Genomic DNA, 15,365 nt, shown 5'->3' with positions numbered 1-15,365 from the left:
GGGTCTATGCCCGGTTGTCCGCACCTTAACCAAACTTTTACCGGTAACAAACACTCTTGCGCGTCCCAATTGGCGGGGAATTGCGCACGTCATAACTCAACGCAGGCGCATCTGCGATGGATCAAAGGTCATTTCGACCCGTTTCCAATGGTCATATTTTTCCACCGGAAGGTCGTAACCGGTGTTCTGACAGCGCAAAACCGCACGGCGTGCCGATTGGAAGGCCGCCTCAAGCGCGCCACCGCTGCCGCCTTGGGATGAAATCATTTGCAATGTGCTAGGCACAACTTTGCCGTCGCGATCAAGCTCGAACCCGACGGTCACGGTGACATTGGCCGCCTGTGATCCGACATCAACGACCCAACAGGCCTCAACCGCTAACTTGAGCCCCTCTTTTTCACCGCGTGTCATCGGCGGGCCCGATGGGGCCTCATCATCGCTACCCCCGGCTAGGGCTTCGGCCAAGGCTGCGTTCAAAGCATCATCGGCGCTTGGTGTTGCCGGGCTTGGCTCTGCTTCGGCCGCTGGTGCGGGGGCTGCCGCTGAAACACTTTGGGGGCGCGCCTGTGGGCGCAAGGATTTTGTCACCGCGCCGGATGGTTTTTCGGCCTCGGTCACGATCTCGGTTGTAGCTTCCTCTGGCGCGGTGGCCTCTTGGCTATCTTCGACCACATCCGGGCTCTCGGCATCGGGCGCGGCGGCACGCTGCGTTTCCTCGGCCACAACGGTATCAGGCTCTGGCGGCGCAACAGGTTCCGGGGCCACTCGCGGGGCCGGACGCGGTTTGGGGCGCAAAGAGCGCGTCGGGGCGGCCGAACTGGGCAAAGGCGCGGGTTCCGGCGCCGGCGGCACATCAGGCTCAGGTTCCGGCGGGATCAAAACGGGTGGTGTATCGACGACCTCGGCCGGGGTCGGCGGCGCGGGCACAACCGGCAATGGCTCTGGCGCAGGTTGTTCCGGCACCGGCTGCGGTTCTGGCTGTGGCGTCGGTACAGGATCGGGGCGCGGCGTTGGCCGCACTGGTTCCGGCTCTGGCTCGGGCGGCGGCGCGGGTTGGTCTGGGGCGGGCTGTGGGGCATCGGGGGCCGGACCGCTTGGGTTGGGCTGGGTCAGCGCGGCAAATTCTGCCTCGGAAATAACCGACACATTAGCGACTTCCATCTCTGGCGGGGCGGACTGAAACAGCCCCCCGAACAGCAACCATCCGATTGCCAGGGCATGTGCCCCACCTGATATGACAAGACCGCGCTGCATATCCGCGCCTTAGTTGTCTTCGTTGTCGGGGGCCGGGCCATTCAAAGCCGGTCCGCCCACGTCGGTCACCAACCCAATCGAGGAAAATCCACCTGCATTCAACGCCCCCATGATCTGGGCGACGTCTTCGTATGGCACCACGCCATCGGCGCGCAGGTAAACCCGATCATCGCTACGCTCTGCTGCAATGGCACGTAGGCGCGGGATCAGGTCTTCGCGACTGATTTCGGTGCTTTGGATCAACACAGTGCCATCCGCCGCAATCGATACGGTCAGCGGCTCTTCGGTTTCCTGAGGCAAGGCTTGGGCGGCGGTCTTGGGCAATTCTACCGGAACACCGACGGTCAATAACGGTGCCGCGACCATAAAGATGATCAGCAACACCAACATGACGTCCACAAAAGGCGTGACGTTGATTTCGGACATCGGCGCGGCTTTGCTCCTGCGCCCCCGTCTACGACGGCTCCCGCCACCACCACCGTTTTTCATGACACCCGCGCCCATGGCTTAGGAATCCAACTGGCGGCTAAGGATGGTCGAAAATTCGTCAGCAAAGCTTTCGTAGCCCGCGATAATGCGGTCACTATCGGCCGATAGCTTGTTGTAAAACACCACCGCCGGAATCGCGGCCATAAGACCAAGACCGGTCGCCAAAAGCGCCTCGGCAATGCCCGGAGCCACAACCACAAGCGATGTGTTCTGTTGCTGGGCGATTTCGATAAAGGCGTTCATGATGCCAAACACCGTGCCGAAAAGACCCACAAACGGCGCGGTCGACCCAACGGTTGCCAATACCGGTAGGCCCTTTTGCAAGGCTTCCGCTTCTTTTTGAATGGTTACATCCATGGATCGGTCAATCCGGCTTTGGGCATTGGCGATCAAACCACCATCATCGCGATGGCTCCTGCGCCATTCCATCATACCGGCGGCAAAGACCCGTTCGGCCCGCCCTTTCGGTTCGACCCCGATCTGATCGAACAACTCGTCCAGCGGCTCACCGGACCAAAACGCCTTGTCAAAACTATCGGCTTCCTTGCGGGCCTTGCGATAGGACATCAGCTTGTCGAAAATGATCGCCCACGACCAAACCGAGGCGATGATCAACATCAACATAACCAGTTTGACGGTAAGTGTGGCGCGCGCGAATAGGCCCCACATGGAGAAATCTATCTCCTGCGCTAGGGCAAGCGTTTCTGCTTCCATGAACCTGCTCTTTTTCCTGTCGGCCCTGTTGAAACTCTGCGTTTATGGGCTCTAATTAACAGCAGTGTTAGCGTATTTGCAGGGGAAAGGCTACTGCCTGCGCGTCAATTCGCACATTTCCGCCACGACCGGCAATTCCCCGCCAGAGAACGCCGCCGTTACGTCTTCTTTCCACAAATATCCCGAAGTGAATTGACTATCGACCAAGACGGGCGTCGCAATTGTCGCTCGGACCAATGGCCCCCTCAAAATCCGTGCACGGATTTTGTCCGCCCGCCGCAGGCGATACGATCAACTTAATGTACCGATTTGCGCAGCTGTTTGGGGAGGCGCGTCGGTTGCCCCTCAAGTGTCATACAAACTGCCGTCACCTCGGCGCGAAACACCACTTCGCCCTCGCGCAACACCTCTTGGCCCATAACCAATCGCACGCCGCCCATGCTGCGCACCTCGGTTTGCACAATCAGCTCGTCATCATACTTGGCCGCAGATAGGTAATCGGCCTCAATACGGCGCACCACAAACACGATGCCCTCTTCACGCATCGTGTTTTGATCAAGCCCCATAACTTTGACCCAATCCGAACGCGCGCGCTCGATGAATTTCAGGTAATTGGCATGGTAAACGATCCCGGCCATATCGGTGTCTTCGTAATAGACGCGAACAGAAAAGCGGTGGGTCATGATGTGGCTCCGATGAACACCGGCAACCTATGTCCCTTACCGCCCTCTCGCAAGACACCCGCTTCTTTTCGGGCCAAGCACATCCGCCACACCGTCCATATCGCGCCCTCTTGTGATTTTGCCCCCAGACGGGCAAGAGTTGTCGGAGCCAAAACCCGGATCATATGCCATGAATTTTGACCTCGCCTCGCAACCTCAATTCGTCCAGAACGTGGTCGGATATGCCGTGCAGGCCTGGGACATTGCCAAAGGCTGGCTCCTCTCCCCGGCGGCATGGTCCCAGTTCGGCCTTTTGGTGGCGGCTTTTGGCGCGGCTTGGTTCCTATCCAAACGCCTGCAACCGCTTTTGGAAAAGTTTTTAACCCCCGAAGAAGGCAAAACCTCGATCCTTTCTACGATCCGGCGGTTTTTCCTGATCTTCGTACCGCTGCTTTTGCCGCTTTTGGCATGGGCCTTTACCGGCATCGGCGAACAAATGACCCGCGCTTTGTTCGGCTCTGGCGCGGTGATCGCCTTTGGCAAACGCGTCTTCCTATTCCTTGCCGCGCGCATTCTGGTCAATGAGATCATCCAAGACGGGTTTTTGCGGGTGCTGGGCAAGTTCATCTTGCTGCCGATCATGGCGCTCTACACCCTTGGTTTGCTAGATGACGCCACCGCCCGCTTGAATGAAATGACCGTAAGCCTTGGGAATATCGAATTTACCGTCATGGCGGTTATTCGCGGCGTCATTGCTGGCTCAATCCTATTCTGGCTGGGCCGCTGGTCCAACGACCAAACCGGCACCTATATCCAAAACCAAGAAGAGCTGCGCCCCGCCGCCCGGCAATTGGCCCGCAAAGCCGCCGAATTGATCATCTACGGCATCGCCTTTGTCCTCTTGATGAGCATCGTTGGCATCCCGCTGACGTCCTTGGCGGTTCTGTCCGGGGCCATTGGTGTTGGTCTTGGGTTTGGTCTGCAAAAGATCGCCTCCAACTACATTTCCGGCGTGATCCTTTTGCTCGAAGGGCAAGCCACCGTTGGCGATTACGTCGAACTCGACAATGGCATGGCGGGCACCATCGTCCAAACAACCGCCCGCGCGATGATCTTAGAGAGCTATGACGGCCGTTGGATCGTGGTCCCCAACGAAGATTTCATCACCACTCGCGTGATCAACTTTTCCGATCAAGGCTCCTCTAACCGCTACGAAGTCCCCTTCTCGGTGAGCTATAAAACCGACATCAACAAAATCCCCGACATCATCGAAGCCGCCGTCGCCAAACACCCGCGCGTTTTGGATGATCCGTTTCCACCAGATTGCGAATTTCGCGCCTTTGGCGATAGCGGCGTTGAGTTCGCGGTGGAATTTTGGGTCAACGGCATTGACGACGGCAAAAACAAGTTCAGCTCGGATGTTGGGTTCTTGATCTGGAACGCCCTGCGCGACAATGACATCGAAATCCCCTACCCGCATCGCGTTGTCGAAATCCGCAACTCAGACGCATGAAACACGCCTTGATCATTGGCGGCGGACCTGCCGGTCTGATGGCCGCCGAAACCCTTTTGGACGCCGGTCATGCGGTCATTTTGGCCGAGGCCAAACCGTCTCTGGCGCGCAAATTATTGATGGCCGGGAAGTCAGGGTTGAACCTGACCAAGATGGAAACAGCCGATCGGTTTTTGGCTGCTTACGCCGGGGATGGCGAGGCACTAAAACCGATGCTGGACCAGTTCGGACCGTCGCAGGTCAAGACCTGGGCCGAAGCCTTGGGACAGGAGACCTTTACCGGCTCATCCGGACGGTTGTTCCCAAAATCGATGAAGGCCTCACCGTTGCTGCGCGCGTGGTTGCGTCGCTTGACGGACAAAGGGTTGCAGGTTCGAACACGCTGGCGCTGGGTCGATTGGCAAGACGGGTGTTTGCGGTTTGAGACACCGGAGGGCGCGGCTGATCAGCACCCCGATGCCGTGGTCCTCGCCTTGGGCGGTGGTAGCTGGGCGCGCCTTGGGTCGGACGGATCATGGGGTGGGCAATTTGTACAAAACGGGCTGGATTTTGTCCCATTTGCCCCGTCGAACGCCGGGTTGGTCATCGACTGGTCCCAGCATATGACGCGCCATTTCGGCAGCCCAATCAAAAACGCGATTTTTAAGGCCGGACACACAATGCAACGCGGCGAAGCGGTGATTTCTGCGCGTGGTTTAGAGGGCGGTGGCATTTATCCCTTGTCGCCCGCGCTGCGCGAAAACGCCGAGCTGGAAATCGACCTGTTCCCGGATCAAAGCGTCGAAGCTTTGACGCAAAAGCTCTCAAAACCACGCGGCAAACAAAGCCAAGCCAACTTCCTGCGCAAAACCTTGCGCCTTGCCCCCCAAACCCTTGCTCTTGCGAGCGAAATGCAACGCCCGCTCCCCCAAGATCCGGCGACGCTTGCCGGTTTGCTCAAGGCCCTACCAATACGTCACCAAGGCCTCCGCCCCTTGGACGAGGCGATTTCGACTGTTGGTGGCGTGCCGCTCGACAGTCTAACCAAGGGTCTGATGTTAAAGAACAAACCCGGCATATTTTGCGCCGGAGAAATGATAGATTGGGACGCGCCGACGGGTGGCTATTTGCTCACCGCCTGTTTGGCGACCGGACTTTGGGCCGGTCAACACGCCGCGCAGTTTTTGAACGAGGCCTAGCGCCAGCTTACCACAAGTCGATCCGGGCCGGTGGCTTCACTTGTTTGCACAGTGGATAGGTGATTTTCTGGCACCCCACGCGCGATCAAAGCCATGCGCATTGCTTCGGCCCGGCGACGGCTCAACTGTTTGTTTAAGATAGGTAATTCCGAACTACCAACCTCCGCCGATATCTCCGCCTGCAAATCCCCAAAACGCGCACAAATACGGGCAATCGCGGCATGATGCGCCAAGGGCCAATACGCCAACACCGAAGGTTCAAACCGGCCCGGGTCGAAACCCACCTCTGGGGCCAAATCCATTTGCGCATTGCACGCCTCAGCAGATGGCGAAAATGACAGCGATGGCAACCAATACCCCGCCGAAAAAATCTGGGCCTGATCAAGAACAAGATGCGTGCGCCGCGTCCCCTCTAGGGGCGGTTTTGCGTTGACAATACGAAGGGCTGCGCTGGTGAGGTCTTGCGTCATCAAAGCGGTAAGCGCCTCACTGTTTTGCCCCGGCAGAGCCTTGATAACAAGGCTGAGACCGGCTGTGTCATAGCTTAAAACGAACCCGTCCAGATGCGTCATCCAAGGTTGAACCTGCGCAAATAACGCCTCAACCGATGCGGCGTCGCCCTCGGGAGATACCGGCGGGGCGCCACGAATAGCCTTGAGGCCAAGTGCCTCGGCCATGGCCGTCACCGATAGTCCGGCGGGCAGCTTGCCTTCGACCGTTGCACCGGTCGCCACATCAAAACTTAGCAAGAACTTCGGCGGGGCCCCGTCATCTTGCAACATCAAATCCAACTCGCCGCCGCCCGCTACGGCGCGATGGGCCAAACGCCGCGCCTGAGGATCGGCGGCTGTGCCGGTGATCTGCACCCCATTTTCGTCAAAAACCAACTGACCGTTTTGCAAATGCCGAAGCCCCGGCAAGGCCTGCCAAAATGGGTCTTCCCAGCCAGTCAAATCCGGAAAGGGCGAGCGAGTTAGGGCAACATCAGCTTTGTCGCCAAAATCCGCGCGCGCCAAAAGCGCCGCCGCCAAATCATCAGGCATTTCGCCCGGTGCCGTTTCCAAAAAACTGCTGGGCACATGCCCGGACAACGTCAGTGTTTGACCATCCCAATCGGCCACAAGCGACAAGGGAGTTGTATCCGCCTCGGGCGTCCAATCGAAGCTAAGCGCATAGCCATCAGGAAGGCCTTGCAGGGCGGATTGTTCAATCCCGTCGGCGATGTCCTTTGCAATTGGCCCGCCATCAACCGCAACACCACCGGGCGTGACCGATAGCGACCCTTGTGGCAGGGCCGTCAACAGGATTAGGCCGGTTTCAACTGCCTTTTCAAACCCTTGAACACCATGATCCACGGGCGCGTTCTCAACAGAGCCGCGTACATAACCGCCTAGTTCTGACAAATCAGGCAGCTGGTAATTCGGCGGAATCTTCCCCTGAAAACGCACCCCCATCAGTGGGTCTTTGGCCACCAAAACCCGATAGGGCGTTCCGTCATCCAGCACAGTGATATTGGCGGTCACCTCATAGGCATCTGGCAAGTGCGACAAACGTTGATCAAGCGCCCGTTTGTCAGCGGGGAAGTTCACAGTGCCGCTTAGATTAGTCGTGTGATCAGAGACAAGAATGTGACCCGCTTTCAGCGCGCTCAGTTCTTGGACCATGGCCCGCACAACGTCCGCCCAATCCCCATCGGGAACCCCGGCCGCAACGGTCAGATCGGCGTAATCAAGCTCTAAAACCTGAGCAATCTCTTGTTTTAACGTGGTATTTGGCACAAATCCGGCAACCGAATACCCGGCATCCGATTTGACCAAATCCAATGTGAAAGACGCGGCATTGGGCAGGATTGTCCAATCCCCGACAACCTTTTCCACCCCCTCCAACGCGGCAAGGCGCGCCTCGATCTGGCGCGCCTCATCTTCGGTTTCCACGCGACCGGCGGCGGTGATTTCCCGCCCCTTAACCGCAATGCTGACCGGGTGTTTTTCCTGATAGACCGCGCCATCGGCCGCCGCCTTGATCCCGGCGGCCACAAGGGCGTTTTCATCTGGCACCCGAAAGACACCAAGACCGATCACCGCCAAAACAATTGCGACTATGGCGAAAAAATCCCGCATCGGGCGCGGTTAAATCGCGGCCTTGCGGCTTTCGTCGAGATAGATTTCACGCAAACGCGCCGCGCGCGAGCCGGGCGTACCGTCACCGATGGCTTTGCCGTCGATCTCAACAACCGGCATCACAAAGGTCGAGGCGCTGGTGATAAAGGCCTCATCCGCATCTTGCGCCTCTTCGATGGTAAAGTTGCGCTCTTCCACTTCCATCTGGGCCTCGCGCGCGAACCGCAAAACGGCGGCGCGGGTGATGCCATGCAAGATGTCGTTAGACAACGCGCGGGTCACAATTTTGTTGCCTTTGATGTAATAGGCGTTGTTCGATGTGCCTTCGGTGACGAAGCCATCTTCGACAAGCCAGGCATCATCGGCCCCGGCCTTTTTCGCCATCATTTTACCCATCGACGGGTAAAGCAGCTGAACTGTTTTGATGTCGCGGCGGCCCCAACGGACATCTTCGATCGAGATGACTTTGATGCCTTTTTTCGCCGCTGGGCTGTCGGCCAAACCAGGCTTGTTCTGGGTGAACAGCACAACGGTTGGCTTGACCTCATCGGGGTCCGGGAACACAAAATCACGATCCGCAGCCGCGCCGCGCGTGACCTGAAGATACACCATGCCTTCGTCGATTTCGTTGATCTCGACAAGTTTGCGGTGGATGTCGAGCAGCTCGTCAAAGGCTTCGGGCTTGGGCATGTCCAACTCGGTCAACGAGCGTTCCAAACGTTTGGCGTGGCCGTCGAAATCGATCAGCTTGCCGCCAAGCACGCTCGTTACCTCATAAACACCATCCGCCATCAAAAAGGCCCGGTCAAAAATCGAAACCGTGGCTTCATTTTCTGGCAAATACTCGCCATTCACGTAAACGGTGCGCGTCATGTCTTTTCTCCAAAACTGTGCGGGTGACGGGTTTGGGATGCGCAAAACCACCCCAAACGCCGTGAAAACATTTGCCGGATTAACTCCGGAGTGTGGTTACCCCCAAAGCGCGGGCTCTGGCGGGTGCACCCCATCTGCGTCAAATCGCAAAGGGTTGTCACGGTCTTCGGCTAACAAAAGCGGCCCGTCAAGGTCTGTTACGGCCACACCCTGCGCGATCAACGTCGCCGGAGCCATCGCAAGGCTTGATCCAACCATGCAGCCCACCATGACATCATAGCCCAGCGCCAGTGCCTCTTTCTTCAACTCAAGCGCCTCGGTCAAACCACCGGTTTTGTCGAGCTTGATGTTCACAACGTCATATTTGCCCTTGAGTTTGGGCAAGCTGGACCGATCATGGCAGCTTTCATCGGCGCAAACCGGAACCGGCCGATCCATGCCAATCAAGGCATCATCGTCGCCTGCAGGCAGCGGTTGTTCGACCAAGGCCACCCCAAGACGCACCAAATGCGGGGCAAGATCGGCGTAGACCTCGGCGCTCCAGCCTTCGTTGGCGTCGATGATGATTTTCGCATCCGGAGCGCCACGACGCACCGCCTCAAGACGCGGCATATCATCGGGTGTGCCCAGTTTGATCTTCAAAATCGGACGAAAGGCGTGGTCGCGCGCCGCTTGTTCCATGTTTTCAGGCGTGTCGAGCGACAGGGTATAGGCGGTGATTTCCGGACCGGGCTTTGGAAGTTCGGCCAGCTCCCATGCGGGTTTACCGGCGGTTTTGGCTTCCAAATCCCACAAGGCGCAATCAACGGCATTGCGCGCGGCCCCGGCTGGCAAAAGGCTTTGCAGCTGTGCGCGGGTCACATCGGCAGGAAGGCTCTCGATTTCGGCCGTCACACTATCAAGCGTTTCGTCATAGCGCGCATAGGGCACACATTCACCGTGGCCAGTGATTCCGTCATGGGTGATTGCAACGGTTAAAACCTTGGCCTCGGTCCGCGAACCACGCGAAATGGTAAAGACTTGCGCCAAACGAAACACGTCGCGTGTCACAGTGATCATATTGAAAATCCACCCTGTCTATTTGCCACCCCGCGGGATGGTGGGTGGGGCGACGTGCTTGCACAAGCGTCACCCCACCATTGCTTTTATAGCAAACTTATACAGTCGCGAGCGCGTCGACCAGACGCCCGGCACCATGGCGGTACGGGTCAACCGTCGGCAGGCCCATGCGCTCTTCGACTTCCGCCAAATACTTGACAGCTTCCTCTTCACTCAGGTGCTGGGTGTTTACCGAAATACCGACAACCTGACAGGCCGGGTTAGACTTGCGCGCCAAAGGCAGGGCCGTATCGCGCAACTCTTCTAAGCTTGGCAAAGAGAACCCCGGCAGGCCGCGCATATGTTCACGGGTCGGTTCATGGCATAGGATCAACGCATCGGGTTGCCCGCCATGGACAAGCGCCATGGTCACACCCGAATAGGACACGTGGAAAAGAGATCCTTGCCCTTCGATCATATCCCAATGATCATCATCATTGTTCGGCGTGAGGTATTCCACGGATCCGGCCATAAAATCCGCTACAACCGCGTCCAATGGTACACCGTGGCCGGTGATCAAGATCCCGGTCTGGCCCGTCGCCCGGAAGGTCGATTTCAGGCCGCGCTCTTGCATCACGGCATCCATCGCCAGCGCCGTATACATCTTTCCAACCGAACAATCGGTACCTACCGCCAAACAACGTTTGCCGGTCCGGTTCTCGCCATTGGCAATCGGATAGCCATCGGTCGGAACCCGCACGTCGTGCAATGTGCCGCCATGCATTTGCGCCGCCGCGACCAAATCACCTTCGTCACGCAAGAGGTTATGCAGACCAGAGGCCAGATCAAACCCCATCTCAAGCGCCTTGATCAGCACTTCTTTCCAAGACTGAGAAATCATGCCCCCGCGATTGGCCACACCAATCACCAGGGTTTTACACCCTGCCGCTTTGGCCTCGGCCAAGGTCATATCGGTTAGCCCAAGGTCGGCCCCGCAACCGGGCAGACGAATTTGCCCAAGGGCGTTCTCAGGACGCCAATCCCGGATGCCAATGGCAACCTTGGCGGCCAACATGTCCGGCGCATCGCCGAGGAAGAGAAGATATGGTGTTTCGATCATGGCGTGTCCCCTAATTCACAGCTTGTGAAGCTTGGACGTCATATTCCGGGAATTGCTTGCTAGATCGTCGAGGAATTCGACAATATTCGAAGAATCTTCGACATATGAAAAGTTTTCGCGAAATTATTCGACACGCTGCAATGCAGAACGCCGCGGAATATTCTTTTTGCTTGCGCAGCATTGCGCAATTTAATAACCCCTGAGAAGACAAAATCGAAACTTCCTTGCCGAAGGGATTCTGCTATGAGCTTCCGAATTCAACCCGCCGCCCCTGCCCGCCCCAACCGCTGTCAGCTGTTTGGCCCCGGTTCCAACACCAAACTGTTCCCGAAAATGGCAGCCTCGGCCGCGGATGTGATCAACCTTGATCTCGAAGATTCGGTCGCCCCAAGCGACAAAGACAGCGCCCGCGCCAATATCATCGAAGCGCTTAACACCATTGATTGGGGCACCAAATACATGTCGGTGCGGATCAACGGGCTCGACACGCCTTATTGGTACCGCGACGTGGTTGACGTGTTGGAACAGGCCGGTGACCGTATTGATCAGATCATGATCCCCAAAGTCGGCTGTGCCGCGGATGTCTATGCGGTTGACGCGCTTGTCACCGCGATTGAGGCTGCCAAGGGCCGGACCAAGCCGATCAGCTTTGAGGTTATCATCGAATCGGCAGCAGGCATCGCCCATGTCGAAGAGATCGCCGCCTCTAGCCCACGTTTGCAAGCCATGAGCCTTGGCGCGGCTGACTTTGCCGCCTCGATGGGCATGCAAACAACCGGGATCGGTGGCACGCAGGAAAACTATTACATGCTACACGGCGACACGCGTCACTTTTCTGACCCGTGGCATTGGGCACAGACCGCGATTGTTGCGGCCTGCCGCACCCATGGCGTTCTGCCGGTTGATGGGCCGTTTGGCGATTTCTCGGACGACGAAGGCTATATCGCACAGGCGAAACGCTCAGCGACTTTGGGCATGGTCGGCAAATGGGCCATCCACCCCAAGCAGATCGCATTGGCGAACACTGTCTTCACCCCTTCCGAAGAAGCGGTGAACGAAGCCCGCGAGATTTTGGCGGCCATGGAACAGGCCAAAGCCAACGGCGAAGGCGCAACCGTTTACAAGGGCCGCTTGGTCGACATCGCGTCGATCAAACAGGCCGAGGTGATCGTGGCGCAATCCGAGCTGATCGCCGCGTCCTAAGCAGGGTTTATTCCGAAAAAAGCGCCCGGTTCTGAAAGGAGCCGGGCGTTTTGCTGTTGGAGCGACGGGCAACCCCTCCCGCTCCCCGGACTGTATTGGCAAAATGAAGGGGATCAGGCCCGTTCGTCTTTGGGCGAGCCCATGACAACAAGGGTGGTGATCGCATTCACTTGGGGTTGCGTGCCGAGAACTTCGTTGTGGAAGTGTTTATAGCTGGGCAGGTCCGCCACCTCGACCCGAAGGAGGTATTCTACAGCGCCGGTGGTGTTATGGCATTCGCGTACTTGCGGCGCGGCCAGCATGGCGCGTTCAAAGGCTTGTTGCGCCTCTTTGGTGTGTTTGTTCAGCCCGACCGTAACGTAGGCTGTGAACCCGACCCCGGTTTTGGTGGGATTCACAACGGCACGATACCCAGAGATCACACCGCGCTTTTCCAAAGACGCAACCCGCCGCAAGCAGGCCGAAGGGGACAGACCAACGCGATCGGCCAAAGAAAGGTTGCTTTGCCGTCCATCTGCCTGAAGATGACGCAATATTCGGCGGTCAGTGTCGTCTAAATCGCTCATATATTGCGAAACTATCATCAAACGCTGGCGATTTGCAATTTAACCTCCCCTTTAACGCGTAAATATTGCGCCATGACCTATGAAATACTCTTTGCCCTAGCGGCTTTCGCCTTTGCCACCGTATTCACGCCTGGCCCCAATAACCTGATGCTGATGAGTTCAGGGGCCAATTTCGGCTTGCGCCGCTCCATGCCGCATCTGACCGGGGTGGCCTATGGTTTCCCGGTGATGATCCTTTTGGTTGGGCTTGGGGCTATGCAGATGTTTGACATTTGGCCGCCAAGCTACACCATTTTGCGCGTGTTTTCCGTGGCCTACATTCTATGGCTGGCCTGGAAAATCGCACATGCAACCCCACCCCAAGATGCGCCGAGCGATGCGCGCCCTTTAACCTTCCTTCAGGCAGCCGGGTTTCAATGGGTCAACCCAAAGGCATGGTCGATGGCCTTGGGGGCAATCACGCTTTATGCCGCCAGCCGCGATTTCACCGCGATTTTATGGGTCGCCGGGGCTTATGCCGTCATCGGCACTGGTTCGGCCCTGACCTGGACTGTGTTGGGGACAGGGGTCCGCCGCCTTTTGGCGCGCCCGGAACGCTTGCGGGTCTTCAACTGGGTCATGGCGGCGCTTTTGGTGGCCTCCATGACACCTGTTTTACTCGGGTAATTTACCCTGCTGGGGCCAAGGGAAGGTGGATCTCGGTCACCAAATCCGCCGGAGCCGTGTCCATGGGCGAATTGAGATATTTTTCATAGCTTGGGGCATCGGCGGGTTCTTCGCCCGCCTCAGCAAGCCACGGCCCATAGATATAGTCGTAGGCGGCCTTTAACCCGGAATACGGCCCTTTGAACGTCAACACGGCGTGGCGTCCGGCGGGCAATGTCACCTCACTCAGACTATTAGGCATGGCAAAATCATCCCCGACTTCAACACCGCAATCGGCGCGCAGATCGGTTTCGGGGGTGTTGTCGGGGTCGTCATAGTAGACGCCGACCATGCCGCGCGCCTGAGGCCAAAGGTTATTGGCCGAAAACGTTGCCGCGACTTGTTCATAGGCGCGCCCACTTTCGGGATAGGCACCATTGTGCCGGATTGCAGCCAGACGACGGGCGGGGATCTCTTTGATTTCGATTGGAAACATCGGTGTTTGTCCTTGTCTTACAATTAGGTCCGGGGCCGTAGCCAACCCCGCGGCACGAAAGGCCGCAGGCGTCATGCCAAAGCGTTTTTTGAACGTCCGAGCAAAGCTTTGCGGGTTGTCATACCCTGCGCGCGCCGCGATTTGATCAATCGGCCAGTCGCGTTGCACCAACCAACACGCCGCGCGATGGGCACGAACGCGGCGCACCGCTTGGGCACAGGTTTCGCCGGTCATGGCATGAAACACACGGTGCCAGTGAAACCGTGACATCGCCGCGACATCCGCCAGCGCATCCAGAGACAAATCCCCGGCGGGATTGTCAAAGATGTATTGGACAACGCGGCGCAGCCGGGCTTCGTAGTTTTGGCACATAATTTTTTGCTCCTGTGTTCGTCTCAGACCATGCCGCAAAGCAGATGGACAAATCTTGCTGAGTTGCATCCCGACCAAAGCCGCGCCATATAGCAGCAGGACCCCTAGGGAGCGACGAATGGCACATTACCTCGACTTCGAAAAACCACTTGCTGAAATTGAAGGCAAAGCGGAGGAGCTACGCGCGATGGCGCGGGGCAATGACGATATGGACATCGAAGAAGAGGCCGCTGCGCTGGATCGCAAGGCCGATGACCTTCTCAAAGACCTTTATGCCAAGCTGACCCCTTGGCGCAAATGTCAGGTCGCGCGTCATCCTGAACGCCCCCATTGCAAAGATTACATCGACGCCTTGTTCACAGAATTTACGCCGTTGGCCGGGGATCGCAACTTTGCCGATGACCATGCGGTCATGGGCGGCTTGGCCCGTTTCAACGATATGCCGGTGATGGTGATTGGTCAGGAAAAGGGCGACGATACCCAAAGCCGGATCGCCCGCAATTTCGGCATGGCACGCCCCGAAGGCTACCGCAAAGCGGTGCGCTTGATGGAGATGGCGGGCAAGTTTGGCCTGCCGGTTGTGACCTTGGTCGACACGCCCGGTGCCTATCCCGGTCGCGGGGCCGAAGAACGCGGTCAATCCGAAGCGATTGCCCGTTCGACCGAGAAATGCCTAGAAATTGGCGTGCCACTAGTCTGCGTTGTGATTGGCGAGGGCGGCTCTGGCGGGGCTGTAGCCTTTGCCGCGGGCAACCGCGTCGCGATGCTTGAGCATTCGGTTTATTCCGTCATTACGCCCGAGGGCTGTGCTTCGATCCTGTGGAAAGACGCCGAGAAAATGCGCGACGCCGCCGAAGCGCTGCGTTTGACAGCGGCCGACCTCTATCAGCTCGGTGTCGCGGATCGTGTGATCCCCGAACCGCTGGGTGGTGCCCATCGCGACAAAGATGCCTCGATCAAAGCGGTCGGCAATGCGATTGCTGGGATGCTGGGTGAGCTCAAGGATTTGTCGAGCGAAGAGCTGATCACCGCGCGTCGCAAGAAGTTTTTAGACATTGGTTCGCGTGGATTGGCGGCTTAACGTCGCCTCATTGTTCCCGAGGTTTCAGGCGCGGGGACTAT

At 57.8% G+C, this 15,365-nt stretch carries 15 protein-coding genes; 5 read left to right on the top strand and 10 right to left on the bottom strand.

What is annotated here, in order from left to right:
• Positions 1-96 precede the first annotated feature (96 nt).
• The 4 genes from Q1A43_RS01090 to ybgC form a co-directional block, all read right to left on the bottom strand.
• Complete coding sequence (locus Q1A43_RS01090) at positions 97-1,254, bottom strand: cell envelope biogenesis protein TolA (RefSeq protein WP_299931797.1); 1,158 nt, start codon at positions 1,252-1,254, stop codon at positions 97-99.
• Positions 1,255-1,263: 9 nt separating this feature from the next.
• Positions 1,264-1,758, bottom strand: a complete 495-nt coding sequence (gene tolR / locus Q1A43_RS01085; RefSeq protein ID WP_299931795.1) for a protein TolR — start codon at positions 1,756-1,758, stop codon at positions 1,264-1,266.
• A gap of 3 nt (positions 1,759-1,761) precedes the next feature.
• The gene (gene tolQ / locus Q1A43_RS01080) at positions 1,762-2,457 is read right to left on the bottom strand and encodes a protein TolQ (protein ID WP_299929604.1); all 696 of its coding nucleotides are present in this window, start codon (positions 2,455-2,457) and stop codon (positions 1,762-1,764) included.
• Positions 2,458-2,753: 296 nt separating this feature from the next.
• A complete protein-coding gene (gene ybgC, locus Q1A43_RS01075; protein WP_299931793.1) occupies positions 2,754-3,140 on the bottom strand; it encodes a tol-pal system-associated acyl-CoA thioesterase in 387 nt (128 codons plus the stop codon).
• Between the two features lie 169 nt (positions 3,141-3,309).
• Between ybgC and Q1A43_RS01070 the strand changes: the two genes are divergently transcribed.
• Together Q1A43_RS01070 and Q1A43_RS01065 are read left to right on the top strand one after the other, a co-directional pair.
• Complete coding sequence (locus tag Q1A43_RS01070) at positions 3,310-4,632, top strand: mechanosensitive ion channel domain-containing protein (protein WP_299929609.1); 1,323 nt, start codon at positions 3,310-3,312, stop codon at positions 4,630-4,632.
• Positions 4,629-5,810, top strand: coding sequence for a TIGR03862 family flavoprotein (locus Q1A43_RS01065; protein ID WP_299931791.1), 1,182 nt, complete (start codon positions 4,629-4,631; stop codon positions 5,808-5,810). Before Q1A43_RS01070 ends, Q1A43_RS01065 begins: the two co-directional genes overlap by 4 nt.
• On the opposite strand, the gene Q1A43_RS01060 is transcribed toward Q1A43_RS01065, so the two are convergent.
• The 4 genes from Q1A43_RS01060 to dgcN all read right to left on the bottom strand — a co-directional run bounded on the left by Q1A43_RS01060 (position 5,807) and on the right by dgcN (position 10,961).
• On the bottom strand, positions 5,807-7,930 hold the full coding sequence (locus tag Q1A43_RS01060; protein ID WP_299931789.1) for a BON domain-containing protein: 2,124 nt from the start codon (positions 7,928-7,930) through the stop codon (positions 5,807-5,809). The genes Q1A43_RS01065 and Q1A43_RS01060 overlap by 4 nt on opposite strands.
• Positions 7,931-7,939: 9 nt before the next feature.
• Entirely contained in the window at positions 7,940-8,803 is an 864-nt protein-coding gene (locus Q1A43_RS01055; RefSeq protein ID WP_299931787.1) for a D-amino-acid transaminase, read from the bottom strand.
• Between the two features lie 96 nt (positions 8,804-8,899).
• Positions 8,900-9,862: an N-acetyl-D-Glu racemase DgcA gene (gene dgcA / locus Q1A43_RS01050; protein WP_299931785.1), complete on the bottom strand. Its 963-nt coding sequence runs from the start codon at positions 9,860-9,862 to the stop codon at positions 8,900-8,902.
• A gap of 97 nt (positions 9,863-9,959) precedes the next feature.
• Positions 9,960-10,961, bottom strand: a complete 1,002-nt coding sequence (dgcN, locus tag Q1A43_RS01045) for an N-acetyltransferase DgcN (protein ID WP_299931783.1) — start codon at positions 10,959-10,961, stop codon at positions 9,960-9,962.
• A gap of 243 nt (positions 10,962-11,204) precedes the next feature.
• Here dgcN and Q1A43_RS01040 point away from each other — a divergent pair, with 243 nt between their 5' ends.
• Positions 11,205-12,164, top strand: coding sequence for an L-malyl-CoA/beta-methylmalyl-CoA lyase (locus Q1A43_RS01040; protein WP_299929626.1), 960 nt, complete (start codon positions 11,205-11,207; stop codon positions 12,162-12,164).
• 113 nt (positions 12,165-12,277) lie between these two features.
• Here the strand turns inward: Q1A43_RS01040 and Q1A43_RS01035 are convergent, their stop codons facing one another.
• Positions 12,278-12,730 carry an Lrp/AsnC family transcriptional regulator gene (locus tag Q1A43_RS01035; RefSeq protein ID WP_299929629.1) on the bottom strand — a complete coding sequence of 151 codons (453 nt, stop codon included), beginning with the start codon at positions 12,728-12,730 and terminating at the stop codon, positions 12,278-12,280.
• A gap of 72 nt (positions 12,731-12,802) precedes the next feature.
• On the opposite strand from Q1A43_RS01035, the gene Q1A43_RS01030 reads away from it, so the two are divergent.
• Positions 12,803-13,396 (top strand): LysE family translocator, encoded by a 594-nt coding sequence (locus tag Q1A43_RS01030; RefSeq protein WP_299931782.1) that lies wholly within the window; start codon positions 12,803-12,805, stop codon positions 13,394-13,396.
• A gap of 1 nt (position 13,397) precedes the next feature.
• On the opposite strand, the gene Q1A43_RS01025 is transcribed toward Q1A43_RS01030, so the two are convergent.
• A complete protein-coding gene (locus Q1A43_RS01025; protein WP_299929635.1) occupies positions 13,398-14,243 on the bottom strand; it encodes a GyrI-like domain-containing protein in 846 nt (281 codons plus the stop codon).
• Between the two features lie 118 nt (positions 14,244-14,361).
• Here Q1A43_RS01025 and Q1A43_RS01020 point away from each other — a divergent pair, with 118 nt between their 5' ends.
• Positions 14,362-15,324 (top strand): acetyl-CoA carboxylase carboxyltransferase subunit alpha, encoded by a 963-nt coding sequence (locus Q1A43_RS01020; RefSeq protein WP_299929638.1) that lies wholly within the window; start codon positions 14,362-14,364, stop codon positions 15,322-15,324.
• Positions 15,325-15,365: the final 41 nt, after the last annotated feature.

The organism is uncultured Pelagimonas sp. (genome assembly GCF_947498515.1).
Lineage (GTDB): Bacteria > Pseudomonadota > Alphaproteobacteria > Rhodobacterales > Rhodobacteraceae > Pelagimonas.
The sequence above is the reverse complement of the archived record's forward strand: the minus strand, read 5'-3'. Positions and strand labels throughout refer to the sequence as shown.